The sequence below is a fragment of the Citrobacter sp. S46_ASV_140 genome (assembly GCF_018919545.1).
Taxonomy (GTDB): Bacteria; Pseudomonadota; Gammaproteobacteria; order Enterobacterales; family Enterobacteriaceae; genus Citrobacter; species Citrobacter braakii.
Genome location: NZ_JAHLRC010000031.1, coordinates 1 through 12714, shown reverse-complemented (window position 1 = coordinate 12714; position 12714 = coordinate 1). Strand labels below are relative to the sequence as shown.

General features: G+C 49.8%; 14 protein-coding genes and 1 pseudogene. 6 read left to right on the top strand and 9 right to left on the bottom strand.

Translation table 11 applies throughout. From position 1 onward, the window contains the following. Window positions 1-4 precede the first annotated feature (4 nt). The 3 genes from KQJ19_RS10650 to citC are packed head-to-tail and all read right to left on the bottom strand — an operon-like array spanning window position 5 to window position 2279. Window positions 5-913, bottom strand: coding sequence for an aldolase/citrate lyase family protein (locus tag KQJ19_RS10650; protein ID WP_216403644.1), 909 nt, complete (start codon window positions 911-913; stop codon window positions 5-7). Further along, window positions 910-1206 (bottom strand): citrate lyase acyl carrier protein, encoded by a 297-nt coding sequence (gene citD, locus KQJ19_RS10645; protein ID WP_003831276.1) that lies wholly within the window; start codon window positions 1204-1206, stop codon window positions 910-912. Before citD ends, KQJ19_RS10650 begins: the two co-directional genes overlap by 4 nt. Beyond that, window positions 1203-2279 carry a [citrate (pro-3S)-lyase] ligase gene (gene citC / locus KQJ19_RS10640; protein WP_016152224.1) on the bottom strand — a complete coding sequence of 359 codons (1077 nt, stop codon included), beginning with the start codon at window positions 2277-2279 and terminating at the stop codon, window positions 1203-1205. The genes citD and citC overlap by 4 nt, the downstream gene beginning before the upstream one ends. A 389-nt stretch (window positions 2280-2668) precedes the next feature. Between citC and dpiB the strand changes: the two genes are divergently transcribed. Both dpiB and dpiA read left to right on the top strand, forming a co-directional pair. Beyond that, window positions 2669-4330, top strand: coding sequence for a sensor histidine kinase DpiB (gene dpiB, locus KQJ19_RS10635; protein ID WP_046274583.1), 1662 nt, complete (start codon window positions 2669-2671; stop codon window positions 4328-4330). After that, a complete protein-coding gene (gene dpiA, locus KQJ19_RS10630; RefSeq protein ID WP_016152226.1) occupies window positions 4299-4979 on the top strand; it encodes a two-component response regulator DpiA in 681 nt (226 codons plus the stop codon). The genes dpiB and dpiA overlap by 32 nt, the downstream gene beginning before the upstream one ends. 149 nt (window positions 4980-5128) lie before the next feature. Here the strand turns inward: dpiA and dcuC are convergent, their stop codons facing one another. Then, the gene (gene dcuC / locus KQJ19_RS10625) at window positions 5129-6511 is read right to left on the bottom strand and encodes an anaerobic C4-dicarboxylate transporter DcuC (protein WP_047501759.1); all 1383 of its coding nucleotides are present in this window, start codon (window positions 6509-6511) and stop codon (window positions 5129-5131) included. Window positions 6512-6962: 451 nt separating this feature from the next. On the opposite strand from dcuC, the gene pagP reads away from it, so the two are divergent. Both pagP and cspE read left to right on the top strand, forming a co-directional pair. Continuing rightward, window positions 6963-7526 (top strand): lipid IV(A) palmitoyltransferase PagP, encoded by a 564-nt coding sequence (pagP, locus tag KQJ19_RS10620; RefSeq protein ID WP_210590548.1) that lies wholly within the window; start codon window positions 6963-6965, stop codon window positions 7524-7526. Between the two features lie 189 nt (window positions 7527-7715). Continuing rightward, entirely contained in the window at window positions 7716-7925 is a 210-nt protein-coding gene (gene cspE / locus KQJ19_RS10615) for a transcription antiterminator/RNA stability regulator CspE (protein ID WP_000034825.1), read from the top strand. A gap of 51 nt (window positions 7926-7976) precedes the next feature. On the opposite strand, the gene crcB is transcribed toward cspE, so the two are convergent. Then, window positions 7977-8360 (bottom strand): fluoride efflux transporter CrcB, encoded by a 384-nt coding sequence (crcB, locus tag KQJ19_RS10610; protein WP_003831281.1) that lies wholly within the window; start codon window positions 8358-8360, stop codon window positions 7977-7979. Window positions 8361-8450: 90 nt separating this feature from the next. Here crcB and KQJ19_RS10605 point away from each other — a divergent pair, with 90 nt between their 5' ends. Both KQJ19_RS10605 and tatE read left to right on the top strand, forming a co-directional pair. Continuing rightward, window positions 8451-9239, top strand: a complete 789-nt coding sequence (locus tag KQJ19_RS10605; protein ID WP_216403643.1) for a deaminated glutathione amidase — start codon at window positions 8451-8453, stop codon at window positions 9237-9239. A 128-nt stretch (window positions 9240-9367) separates the two neighbouring features. After that, on the top strand, window positions 9368-9571 hold the full coding sequence (gene tatE / locus KQJ19_RS10600; protein ID WP_016152230.1) for a twin-arginine translocase subunit TatE: 204 nt from the start codon (window positions 9368-9370) through the stop codon (window positions 9569-9571). Window positions 9572-9647: 76 nt separating this feature from the next. Here the strand turns inward: tatE and lipA are convergent, their stop codons facing one another. The 4 genes and pseudogenes from lipA to KQJ19_RS10580 all read right to left on the bottom strand — a co-directional run. Continuing rightward, window positions 9648-10613 carry a lipoyl synthase gene (lipA, locus tag KQJ19_RS10595; RefSeq protein ID WP_003022702.1) on the bottom strand — a complete coding sequence of 322 codons (966 nt, stop codon included), beginning with the start codon at window positions 10611-10613 and terminating at the stop codon, window positions 9648-9650. A 206-nt stretch (window positions 10614-10819) separates the two neighbouring features. After that, a complete protein-coding gene (gene lipB / locus KQJ19_RS10590; protein ID WP_016152231.1) occupies window positions 10820-11461 on the bottom strand; it encodes a lipoyl(octanoyl) transferase LipB in 642 nt (213 codons plus the stop codon). 95 nt (window positions 11462-11556) lie between these two features. Beyond that, window positions 11557-11820, bottom strand: coding sequence for a DUF493 family protein YbeD (gene ybeD, locus KQJ19_RS10585; protein ID WP_003022706.1), 264 nt, complete (start codon window positions 11818-11820; stop codon window positions 11557-11559). A gap of 106 nt (window positions 11821-11926) precedes the next feature. Continuing rightward, window positions 11927-12714: pseudogene (locus KQJ19_RS10580) on the bottom strand (serine-type D-Ala-D-Ala carboxypeptidase); the annotation flags it as partial.

Below are 12714 nucleotides of genomic sequence, written 5' to 3'. Positions count from 1 at the left end.
TGCCTTATTCTTCGCGAATGCCGGAAAGTTCTGCACGGGAGATAACCAGAAGGGCGCGCTCGATAACCGGGCTGTCGACCATTTTGCCGTTCAGGGAAACTACGCCACGGCCTTCGCGAGCGGCGGCTTCAGCGGCTTCCACGACCAGGCGCGCGTGAGCCAGCTCTTTGCGTGTCGGCGCATACAGGTTGTGCAGGAGCTCGATCTGGCGCGGGTTGATGAGCGACTTACCGTCAAAACCCAGTTGCTTGATGTGTGCGGCTTCATGCAGGAAACCCGCTTCGTTGTTGGCATCGGAATAAACGGTGTCGAACGCCTGAATGCCGGCAGAGCGTGCCGCCTGCAAAATAGAGCAGCGGGCAAACAGCAGTTCAGTCCCTTCCGCAGAGCGCTCAGTGCGCAGGTTACGCACATAATCTTCCGCACCCAGTGCAATACCGATCAGGCGCTCGGAAGCGTGGGCAATTTCTACCGCGCGGGTAATGCCTAACGGCGATTCGATGGCGGCTAACAGACCGGTACTGCCGGGCTCACGGCCACAGGCTTTCTCGATACGCAGGATTTCGCTTTCGATGTCGATGACGTCCTGCGCGGTATCGGTCTTCGGTAAACGCACGATGTCAGCGCCGCCGCGTACCACGGCTTCGAGATCGTTAATGCCCCATTCGGAGTCGAGGGCGTTTACGCGCACGATAGTTTCAACGTCGTGATACAGCGGATGCTGCAGCGCGTGGTACACCATACGGCGAGCAGTATCTTTCTCGCGCAGCGCGACGGAGTCTTCCAGGTCGAACATCAGCGCATCTGCCGGATAGATGAACGAGTTGCTGACCATGGCGGCATTGGCGCCCGGTACGAACAGCATGCTGCGGCGGGTACGGGTTTTACGTTGCTGCAAAGATTTACTAATCACTGGCAATCCTCCCATGGCAGTGCAGGAATACCGCCAGCGCGGGCCAGTAGTGCTTCCAGTCGCGCACGTAAAATGCAGTCCAGTGCGCCTTTATCATCAACATTTAATTGCACGCCGCGTACGTTGTAGCGGGACAGAACGTCCAGAATGGTGGCCCGGATGGCATCACCGAACTGCTTTTCGACGCTACTGTTAACCTGCAGGTCAATATCCTGCGAATCGAGTGGGGCGATGCGAATCATCACATCACCGGACTCGAGTGTGCCTGCGACGGCTGCCTGGTTTATTTTCATTTTTCACCTGTTGCTAATGCGGGGGTATTTTGGCGGACTGCCGCACCCGATGAGGCCCGCTCAACCATGCTTTGCAGATAGTGCAGCGTGGCGTCAGGGACCAGGGATGCGATAGCCGTGAGATCTTTTTTAACCAGCAGCTTGCGCACCCAGGAGGCAGAAATCGGCATCTCCTGGAAGCACAGCCGCTCAATTTCCACCAGTTCAATCGGTGGGGCGGGAAGCGTTGGGGTCTCCAGCCAGTAGCGCATATCGTTGTTGTACTGGGAGGTGACGGTGCAATACGGCTCGGTACCGACGAAGCGGTGCGTGACGCCAAGAGCCGGGGCCAGATACTGGCGGAAGATTTTCAGGTCTATTTCGGTATAGCAGTGGTTAATAACGCTCTGCTCTTTGATGAAGTAGCACGGGAATGTGGCGCGGGAAATGATGTATTCCGAACCGCGATGAACGGTTAAACGTGGAATGTCTTTTGTCCCTTTAAGCACCAGATCCAGTCGGTCTTCATACGGAAAACGCGAGGTATCTTCTTTCACCAAAAACAGATGCAGCCAGTCACATTGCGCGGCTGCTTGTTGGATCAGAAAACGATGTCCGTTGGTGAAGGGGTTGGCGTTCATGACGATACAGCCAATTTTTTTCCCTTCATGGCGCTGTTTCGCCAGTGATTCAGCGTAGCGTTTCAGACGTGTGGTGCTGTTTTCCATCAGCACCATAATGCCGGGAACGCTGGTCAGCGTAGAAAAACCGCACTGCTTAAACAGCGACTCGTACTCGGTTTTGGTATAGATGAAGAGGTGCGTACAGTGGCGCTCATAGGCGAGGTTGATTAACTCGGTCGCCAGCGTCAGCGCTAAGCCTTCACCCCTTACGGATTCGCAGATGGCGACGCACTTTATGATATTGCCGGCAATGCCGCCGCAGGCAATCAGGCGGTCATCACGGGTGACGGTGATAAATACTTCGACAGTTGTATCAACGCTCAAATCATTCTCTTTCAGAAATTGCGCGATAGCCGCCATCTTTTTATTTTCTGAGCGTTTAACTTGCGTGAATATATTATTACCGAACATAGTGAATAGAGCCCCGATGCTATATTTGTTACTGGGTTTCTGTTTTTGTTGCTCTGTTTAGCAACCTGATAACTTCTTGTTTGCAATTGAAGGGAATGTTTTTTTATTACGGAGTATTTCTTTTTTTCCCTGCTGCATACATCGTAAGGAGTATTTTGGAGGTAATTTTTGATTTATTTCACAATAAGTTAGAAGGTTTTAATGTGTTTTATGGTTTTAAGTTTTTTAATTAATTTAACTCCGAAATAGCGTGTGGTTTTAATTTGTTTAATTGATTTAAGGTGGGGAATCTGCAACGATCCTGTTTTATACCGCAACTTGCAAATAAAACATTTTTATTACAACTACAATGAGAAATAAGTTTCGGGTATCGTCGCTGAGGAAGAAATATGGCAGAGCAGAAAAATAAAACACGGTTTCCTTTTTTTCGCAGTCTGGCGTTTCCATTGCGTATCTTTCTGCTTATTTTGGTCGTTTCTGTTTTTATTATCGCCGCGTTAGCACAATACTTTACCGCCAGCTTTGAAGATTATCTGGCAACACATGTCCGCGATATGGCGATGAACCAGGCCAAAATCATCGCCTCTAACGACAGTATCATCGCGGCGGTGAAGCATCGTGATTACAAGCGTCTGGCGACCATTGCCGACAAACTGCAGAGCGGGACTGACTTCGACTATGTGGTGATCGGGGATACCAACTCTGTCCGCCTTTACCACCCAAATCCGGAAAAAATTGGCTACCCGATGCAGTTCACTAAACCCGGCGCGCTGGAAAGAGGGGAAAGTTACTTTATTACCGGCAAAGGGTCGATTGGGATGGCGATGCGCGCCAAAACGCCCATCTTTGATGACGATGGCAAAATTATTGGCGTGGTCTCAATTGGCTATCTGATCAGTAAAATCGATAGCTGGCGATCGGATTTTTTACTCCCAATGGCAGGGGTGTTTATCCTGCTGTTGCTGGTACTTATGCTGCTCTCCTGGTTATTTGCCGCCCATATTCGCCGGCAGATGTTGGGGATGGAGCCTAAGCAAATTGCGCGGGTAGTGCGTCAGCAGGAAGCGCTATTCAGCTCGGTATATGAAGGTTTGATCGCCGTGGACCCTGATGGGTATATCACCGCAATAAACCGCAGCGCGAGGAAAATGCTGGGACTGTCTTCGCCTGGACGAAAGTGGCTTGGAAAACCGGTTAGTGAGGTGGTTCAGCCGACTGACTTTTTCACCCAGCAGATTGCGGAAAAACGACAGGACGCGATGGTGAACTTTAATGGCCTGAGCGTTATCGCTAACCGTGAGGCGATTCGCTCCGGCGATGAACTGCTTGGGGCAATCATCAGTTTTCGTAGTAAAGATGAAATTGCTACTCTTAATGCGCAATTAACGCAGATCAAACAGTATGTAGAGAGCCTGAGAACGCTGCGTCATGAACACCTTAACTGGATGTCGACCATTAATGGCCTGCTGCAAATGAAAGAGTATGACCGGGTGCTGGCAATGGTGCAGGGGGAGTCGCAGGCGCAACAGCAACTGATTGACAGCCTGCGTGGCGCGTTTGCCGATCGTCAGGTAGCCGGTCTGTTGTTTGGCAAGGTGCAGCGTGCACGTGAACTGGGCCTCACTATGACTATCGTTCCTGGCAGTCAACTGCATCAACTCCCTGAGGGGCTGGATAGCACAGAGTTTGCAGCAATTGTTGGCAATCTGCTTGATAATGCATTTGAAGCGAGCTTGCGCACCCAGCAAGGCAACAAGATCGTCGAACTCTATTTGAGCGATGAAGGGGATGACGTGATCATCGAAGTTGCCGATCAGGGATGCGGTGTACCGGAAGCATTGCGTGAAAAAATATTTGAACAGGGTGTGAGCACCCGTACCGATGAACCAGGTGAACATGGCATCGGTTTGTATCTGATTGCAAGTTATGTGAGGCGCTGTAACGGGGTGATTACACTCGAAGATAACTCCCCCTGCGGCACCTTATTTTCTTTATTTCTTCCGAAAGTGAAAAAAAATAATGACGGAACCATTAACGCTATTGATCGTTGAGGATGAAACGCTACTGGCGGAAATGCATGCTGAATATATCCGCCATATACCCGGCTTCAGCCAGATTTGGCTGGCGGGTAATCTTGCGCAAGCGAGGATGATGATTGAGCGTTTTAAGCCCGGTTTGATTCTGCTCGATAACTACTTGCCGGACGGCAAGGGAATTACGTTGTTGCATGAACTAACCCAGACGCGTTATCCGGGCGGCGTGGTGTTTACCACGGCGGCCAGCGACATGGAAACGGTCTCCGAGGCCGTGCGCAGCGGCGCGTTTGATTATCTGGTTAAACCCATTGCCTACGAGCGCCTGGGACAGACGCTGACGCGTTATCAACAGCGCAGACGCATGTTGGCCGGTAATGACAGCGCCAGTCAAAAGCAGATTGATGAAATGTTTAATGCTTATGCGCGCGGCGAACCGAAAGGCGATTTGCCGACCGGAATTGATGCGTTAACGCTGAATGCGGTGTTGAAATTATTTGCCGATCCGACGGTACATCATACTGCGGAAACGATCGCCCAGGCGCTCACTATCAGCCGTACCACCTCCAGGCGCTACCTGGAGTACTGTGCCAGCCGTCATTTGATTATTGCGGAGATTATTCACGGTAAGGTGGGGAGGCCGCAGCGTATTTATCACGGCGGCTAATTCACGTCATCCTTGAAGCTGCCTCTTTGTGGGCTGCGTGAAGAAACCCCAGGCACATAATTATCTATGGTACTGGGGATGTCTTCACTTGCCGCCTTGATGCAGCTTAAATGATTTTGCGTATCAAGGTCAGATACTGACAGTTATCGTTAACCGCCAATCAGGGCGGACGTCGCCGGCACCATCACTTCAGTTGCGATAATCACAACCAGCAGTCCAACCAGAACCGGAACCGAGGTACGTTTCACTACTTCGAACGGAGAGATCTTTGCCATCCCTGCGACAGCGACAACCACACCGGAGACCGGAGAGATTGTGCGTCCAAGGTTTGATGCCTGCAGCATCGGGATAGCCAGGTAAGCCGGGTTAATACCAGAAGAGTGCGCCAGTTTCGGGATCATCTCAACGAAGGCATAGAACGGTGCGTTACCGGACCCCGTGGTCATTGCCGCCAGCATAGTCAGGATCACCAGTACCAGCATCAGAATAATGCTCGCGGAGCCAAACGAGGTGGCGATAGAAATCAGACTCTGAATAAAGCCGATTGTGCTCAGACCCTGGGCAAAAACGCCCGCCGCGACTAACAGCATCACCACATTAGCAAAGGCATCCGCCATACCACGGTAGGCGACTTCCAGACCCGAGAAAACCTTCTGGGTGTTGAATCCTCGTACGAACTCCAGCACAGCAGCGATGAGCATGCACAGCACCAGAATCGTAATGATATGCAGCTGTGGGCCCCATTTTCCATCGAAAATCAGGACGCCAACGATCGGGGTAAATGGCAAGATGGCGTAAAACGACGGGGCGGTAGTGGTAATTTCAGCCACATCTAACATTTCATGAGAAATGTTCTCTTTTTTATCCAGATAACGCTGCCAGAAAAAGTGGGCAATCGCCATAGCAATGATGGCGGCAATGGAAATTGGCAACGTGGTTTTAAACGCGAAATCGATCAGCGGCATTTCCGCGGCTTTTGCAGCCAGCACTACATCACCGGATGTTGGCGAAAGAATAATAGCGGCTGGGGAGGCGCAAATGGCCGCTGCGGCGCCACGGCTAATCCCAACGTTAACCATGATCGGGAACAATGTCGCCATCAGCAATACGCCCAGACCGGTTGCTGAAGAGACCGCCAGGGACATCAGGCAGGCGACAAAATAGGCGGCAATCATAAGCAGATAAGGTGAATTGATATACTGCAGCGGCTTAGAGGCCAGCTTAACCACCATATCATTCGCGCCAATATGCGTCATGTAGGCGGCAAAACCACACAGCATCATAATCATCATGCCGAGATCGCCGCCACGGCTCATCAGCAAAATTTTAATATATTCAACAATGTCTGTTGCCGTATAGCCCGTCGTTGCTGCGCTAGACGGCAAAACTTTATGGCCCATCAACGCACTGATAATCAGCAAAACCAGACCGCCGACAAACAGTACGCCTGTCGCGGAATAACCTTTAATGATGTAGCGCGCTACACCCACAATAACCACAACCCCAATAAGGAGTTCAATAAATGTCAACATTGTTTCCCCTGTCGCATTGCTGCCCAGAAAGTTAAAAAACTAAAAAAAGTAAAAAGTGGTGACAGAATGTGCCTAATAAACCGATAACTCTTGCTGATTGAAATCAATAAAAATACGGATTCAAGCGATGGCTAAGCCGTTTTTTCAGCATCGCGATTAAAAAAACAATATCACAATAAAAAACTGTGAAGCGCAGCGTTGGTGTGTGTGTTTTGTGGTGATATTGATGACTTATTGTTAATTTATTGTGATGTTATTTAACTCTCGCCGCAGGAAAGCACAATTTATTGGCAATAAAGAGAAAATAGTTCCTATGAAATGGCTCAGTAAATAAAGGGATAACTTATAGGCTGAGGAATATTCTGATTTTTTATTTGCGCATTTTTGTTAAGCTGACATTAAGGTTGGGTTTGCTAAAATTAATAATAAATCCCAGGATGGTAATTAAGTTGTGATTTTCGCTAAACGATATTTTCTCATTTTTTCATTTACTTTTATTCAGTTAGCTTTCACTTCCCAGGCTGCTGCTGAAGATAAAGGCTGGTTTGCTACTTTTAAAGATAATGTCAGTGAAACCTGGCAGCAGCCGGAACATTATGATCTGTATGTACCTGCTATTACCTGGCATGCGCGTTTTGCCTACGATAAAGAAAAAACGGATCGCTACAATGAACGGCCGTGGGGTGCAGGATTTGGTCAATCCCGTTGGGATGATAAAGGTAACTGGCACGGACTTTATATCATGGCGTTTAAGGATTCCTACAATAAATGGGAACCCATTGGCGGCTATGGCTGGGAAAAAACCTGGCGACCGCTGGCTGATGAAAACTTCCATACAGGTCTCGGCTTTACCGCCGGTTTCACCGCGCGTGATAACTGGAACTACATTCCGGTACCGGTGCTGTTACCGCTGGCATCAATTGGTTATGGTCCGGCAACGTTTCAGATGACCTACATTCCTGGAACGTATAACAACGGCAACGTCTACTTTGCGTGGATGCGGTTCCAGTTTTGATGGACTACCTGTATTGTCAGGTGGTTTATTGTAAAGTCTTTTAAAAACATAGTGATAGGAAGTTTAACTGAAAAATAACGCGACATTTATCACTTTTTGATAAAGTTCGACTGGACAAAGTGCACCACAATTGTTGTACTGATACCCGACACAGCATTTGTGTCTATTTTTCATGTAAAGGTAATTTTGATGTCTAAGATTAAAGGTAACGTTAAGTGGTTTAATGAGTCCAAAGGATTCGGTTTCATTACTCCGGAAGATGGCAGCAAAGATGTGTTCGTACACTTCTCTGCAATCCAGACCAATGGTTTTAAAACTCTGGCTGAAGGTCAGCGTGTAGAGTTCGAAATCACTAACGGTGCCAAAGGCCCTTCTGCTGCAAACGTAATCGCTCTGTAAGCATACGACAGCAAGCATTCAAAACCCGCTTAATTGCGGGTTTTTTTCGCTTCAATGTGCGGGAGAGGCAGAAACCAACCAGAATGCCAGGGCGGTCATCGCGAATGATCCCAACAGATTAACCAGTACATTCACCATAGCCCAACCAAAGCGTCCTTCCTGCAGTAAAAACACTACCTCAGCAGAGAAAGTGGAAAACGTTGTCAGTCCCCCGCAAAAGCCAGTAGTAATCAGCACCTTCCACATTGGGTCAATATTTGTCATGCGATTAAACCATGCCAGACCCATACCAATGATAAATGCGCCAAGTAAGTTTGCAGCCAGCGTACCGAATGGAATGGCCTGATGCAGCGGGTTAAACCGCATACTCAACATCCATCTTGCTACGCTACCTGTGCCACCACCGATAAAAACCGCTAAAAGGAGTTGTAACACTGCGTAATCCTGCTATTTGATTGTATAGAGGGTGAGTGTAACGCTGAATAATTGTTGTTGGCGAGCTTAACAAAGTTTTCTGGAGGGAATATGTTCGTTGCAGCAGGGCAATTTGCCGTGGGACCTTCATGGGAAAAAAATGCAGAAACCTGCGCCTTACTGATGTCTCAGGCTGCAGGAGAGGGGGCGTCGCTACTGGTATTACCGGAGGCATTGCTGGCGCGTGACGATTTAGACCCTGACCTGTCAGTGAAATCAGCTCAGCTTTTGGAAGGTGGGTTTCTGACGCGTTTGTTGCGAGAAAGCGCACAAAATGAGATGACGACAATCCTGACGATTCATGTTCCCTCTGTGCCAGGCCGGGCATTTAACATGCTGGTGGCGCTACGGGCTGGTCGGGTAGTGGCCCATTACGCTAAATTACATCTCTATGACGCCTTTTCGATTCAGGAGTCACGTAATGTCGATGCAGGGGACGCCATAGCGCCGCTGCTGGACGTAGGCGGATTAAAAGTAGGGCTAATGACCTGCTATGACCTGCGCTTCCCTGAGCTGGCGCTGGCGCTCGCGTTGCAGGGGGCTGAGATTCTCGTTTTACCTGCGGCTTGGGTGCGGGGAGCGTTAAAAGAGCATCACTGGGCCACGCTTTTGGCGGCAAGAGCGCTGGATGCCACGTGTTATCTGGTTGCGGCCGGAGAGTGCGGCAACAAGAATATCGGCCAAAGCCGGGTCATCGATCCCTTTGGCGTGACTATTGCGGCGGCGGCTGAAACGCCCGCGCTCATTATGGCCGAGGTTTCCGCCGAGCGGGTCAGGCAGGTCAGGGCACAACTTCCGGTGTTAAGTAACCGACGCTTTGCGCCACCGCAATTATTATGACGTTTTTTTAAACAAGGCTTGATTCACCTTGTTACAGATTGCTATTGTGTGCGCGCGTCGAAAGGCCGTTAATATTCTCAGGTTAATATGGCGCTTTATGTAGCCTGGTTTAAGTCAAGAAGGTATCTATGGGTGAGATTAGTATTACCAAACTGCTGGTGGTTGCCGCACTGGTTGTTCTGCTGTTTGGTACCAAGAAGTTACGTACTCTGGGTGGAGACCTGGGGACGGCAATCAAGGGCTTCAAGAAAGCAATGAACGACGATAATGCCGATGCCAAGAAAGAGGCTGATGGTAGCGTTCAGGCTGAGAAGCTTTCTCATAAAGAGTAATTCTGCAAACTCTGCATGAAAAAAACCGGCGATTTGCCGGTTTTTTATTGCTGATATGTAAGTGAGTATTACACGATTACTTCACTTCCAGCCCTTTGGCCTGCATGTCAGCATGGTATGAAGAGCGCACGAATGGACCGCAAGCAGCGTGGGTAAAGCCCATAGCCATGGCTTCTGCTTTCATCTCATCGAACTCATCCGGGCTTACATAGCGTTGAACCGGGAGGTGATGGCGGCTTGGCTGTAAATACTGCCCCAGCGTCAGCATGGTCACGCCATGGCTACGCAGGTCGCGCATGACCTCAATGATTTCAGCATTAGTTTCACCCAGACCCACCATCAGACCCGATTTGGTCGGAATCTCAGGGTGTGCTTCCTTGAAGCGTTCCAGAAGCTTCAGTGACCAGTTGTAGTCAGCCCCAGGGCGTACATTACGATAAATACGCGGTACGTTTTCGAGGTTGTGGTTAAACACGTCCGGCGGCGTGGCTGTGAGGATATCCAGCGCGCGATCCATACGACCACGGAAGTCAGGCACCAGCGTTTCGATTTTAATCGACGGGCTTTTCTCACGAATCGCGGTGATGCAGTCAGCAAAGTGCTGAGCGCCGCCGTCACGCAGATCGTCGCGGTCAACGGAGGTAATCACGACATAGCGCAGCGCCATGTCTGCAATCGTCTGAGCCAGTTTTAACGGCTCGTTGGCGTCAGGAGCAACTGGACGGCCATGGGCAACGTCACAGAATGGGCAACGGCGAGTACAGATTGCGCCGAGGATCATAAAGGTTGCTGTTCCGTGATTGAAACATTCAGCCAGGTTAGGGCAGGAAGCTTCTTCGCAGACAGAGTGCAGGCCATTTTTGCGCATTGCCGCTTTGATGCCCTGGATGCGAGTGGAGTCCGCTGGCAGTTTTATTTTCATCCATTCCGGTTTACGCAGCAGGGCTTCACGCTCTGTTGCCACATTTTTTACCGGGATAAGAGCCATCTTATCGGCATCGCGGTATTTAACACCGCGTTCCATCACAATGGGTTTACTCATAGCTTGCGTGTTCCAGTTGCGAATTACGAAGGAAAGCGTTTCAATTCAAGGGAATGTTGCATTTATCAACTATTTTTGAATTAGTGATACGCAGTATATCATTGAAACGGGCCAGAAAGCAGCCTGACAGGCTGGCAAAATGTAAAATAGTTGTTGTTTTGTGCCATTTGCCACAACATATGCCGTGGCAAAGTATGACCGTATTTTCAGTCCGCGATGTACTCGTGCGGTGGGTTACCCAATAGCGCGAAGATGTTGGCCAGCAGGCGGGGGCGAATGCTCTCGGTCGTGGCTGTGCTATCCCACTGCGATACTTTCGCCATCTCCATTCCGGCATAACCGCAAGGATTGATTCGCAGGAAAGGTGACAAGTCCATATCCACGTTGAGCGCTAAGCCGTGAAATGAACATCCTTTACGGATACGTAATCCCAAAGAACAGATTTTCTTCTCACCCACATATACGCCAGGCGCATCGGCTCGCGGGTGGGCGTCAATGCCGATTTCGGCAAGGGTATTCACGACGGTTTGCTCCAGCAGCGTAACCAGTTCGCGAACGCCAAGTTTACGACGCTTCAGGTTCAACAGCACATACATGACCTGTTGGCCTGGCCCGTGGTAGGTCACCTGACCGCCACGATCGCTCTGGATCACCGGAATATCTCCCGGCATCAATACGTGCTCAGCTTTACCTGCCTGACCCTGGGTGAAGACAGGATAATGCTCTACCAGCCAGATTTCATCATGACTGTTTTCATCACGGGTATCGGTAAATTCATGCATGGCCAGAGAGACTGGCTCGTAAGGTTGAAGACCGAGCTGGCGGACCAGAATTTTATCCTGATACAAAACGGCATCTCCGTAGAGAATGTTAAAGAGGGAAAAGTATATCACAGGGGGGAGGGGTTACCCGAGCGGGGATGCAGCGGGTAACCGACAGGTTTTTACAGCACCATGCGTACGATATCGATATTGCCTAATTCTTCGTACAGCGTTTCAACCTGCTCAATGTGTGTAGCAGTGATGGTGATTGAGACCGAGTGGTAGTTGCCTTTGCTGCTCGGTTTTACCGTCGGAGAGTAATCACCTGGCGCATGGCGCTGTACCACTTCAACCACCTGATCAACCAGCTCAGGCAACGCCTGCCCCATTACTTTGTAAGTAAATGGAGTAGGGAATTCAAGCAGTTCGTTAAGTTTGGTTTTCATGTCAGCTCCGGCGTTACATCAAAAAATAATAACTCCCACTGCGCGTGGGAGTTATCTGGATACCTAGTATATGGGGACGTAAATCACACTTTCAAGTGTTCGATTTTTAGCCAAACCAGTGATGGAACATTAATTTAATGTAATCAATGATTTTCCCAAAGAAGTTGCCTTCAGGGATTTCCTGCAGCACCACCAGTGGACGCTGTTCAATGGTTTTGCCATCCAACTGGAAGTTGATAGTGCCGACAACCTGGTTTTTCTGCAGCGGGGCGTGCAGTTCAGTGGTGTTCAACACATAGCTGGCTTTCAGATCTTTCATGCGGCCGCGCGGAATGGTCAGGTAGACGTCTTTATCAACGCCTAACGACGCACGATCGGTGTTACCAAACCAGGCGGGTTCTGAGGCAAATTCTTTACCCACTTTCAACGGGTTCACGGTTTCGAAGAAACGGAAGCCCCAGGTCAGCAGTTTTTTACTTTCGGTTTCTCGGCCTTTATAGGTGCGACCACCCATAACGGCGGAGATCAGACGCATCTGGCCTTCGGTTGCGGATGCAACGAGGTTATAGCCAGCCTTATCGGTGTGACCGGTTTTGATACCGTCGACATTCAGGCTGTTATCCCACAGCAGGCCGTTGCGGTTTAACTGACGAATGCCGTTAAAGGTGAACTCTTTTTCTTTATAGATAGAGTATTCGTTAGGCACGTCGCGAATCAGAGCCTGACCAATCATCGCCATGTCGCGAATCAGAGCCTGACCAATCATCGCCATGTCGCGAGCCGAGCTGTACTGACCGTCAGCATCGAGACCATGAACGGTCTGGAAGTGGGTGTTTTTCAGGCCCAGCGCATTCACATAGCTGTTCATCAGGCCGACGAAAGCATCCTGGCTAC

What these genes read in the sequence shown, in the direction of transcription:
- citD (WP_003831276.1), bottom strand. Translation starts at nt 1,206, where the DNA reads ATGAAAATAAACCAGGCAGCCGTCGCAGGCACACTCGAGTCCGGTGAT.
- citC (WP_016152224.1), bottom strand. Translation starts at nt 2,279, where the DNA reads ATGTTCGGTAATAATATATTCACGCAAGTTAAACGCTCAGAAAATAAA.
- dpiB (WP_046274583.1), top strand. Translation starts at nt 2,669, where the DNA reads ATGGCAGAGCAGAAAAATAAAACACGGTTTCCTTTTTTTCGCAGTCTG.
- dpiA (WP_016152226.1), top strand. Translation starts at nt 4,299, where the DNA reads ATGACGGAACCATTAACGCTATTGATCGTTGAGGATGAAACGCTACTG.
- dcuC (WP_047501759.1), bottom strand. Translation starts at nt 6,511, where the DNA reads ATGTTGACATTTATTGAACTCCTTATTGGGGTTGTGGTTATTGTGGGT.
- cspE (WP_000034825.1), top strand. Translation starts at nt 7,716, where the DNA reads ATGTCTAAGATTAAAGGTAACGTTAAGTGGTTTAATGAGTCCAAAGGA.
- KQJ19_RS10605 (WP_216403643.1), top strand. Translation starts at nt 8,451, where the DNA reads ATGTTCGTTGCAGCAGGGCAATTTGCCGTGGGACCTTCATGGGAAAAA.
- tatE (WP_016152230.1), top strand. Translation starts at nt 9,368, where the DNA reads ATGGGTGAGATTAGTATTACCAAACTGCTGGTGGTTGCCGCACTGGTT.
- lipA (WP_003022702.1), bottom strand. Translation starts at nt 10,613, where the DNA reads ATGAGTAAACCCATTGTGATGGAACGCGGTGTTAAATACCGCGATGCC.
- ybeD (WP_003022706.1), bottom strand. Translation starts at nt 11,820, where the DNA reads ATGAAAACCAAACTTAACGAACTGCTTGAATTCCCTACTCCATTTACT.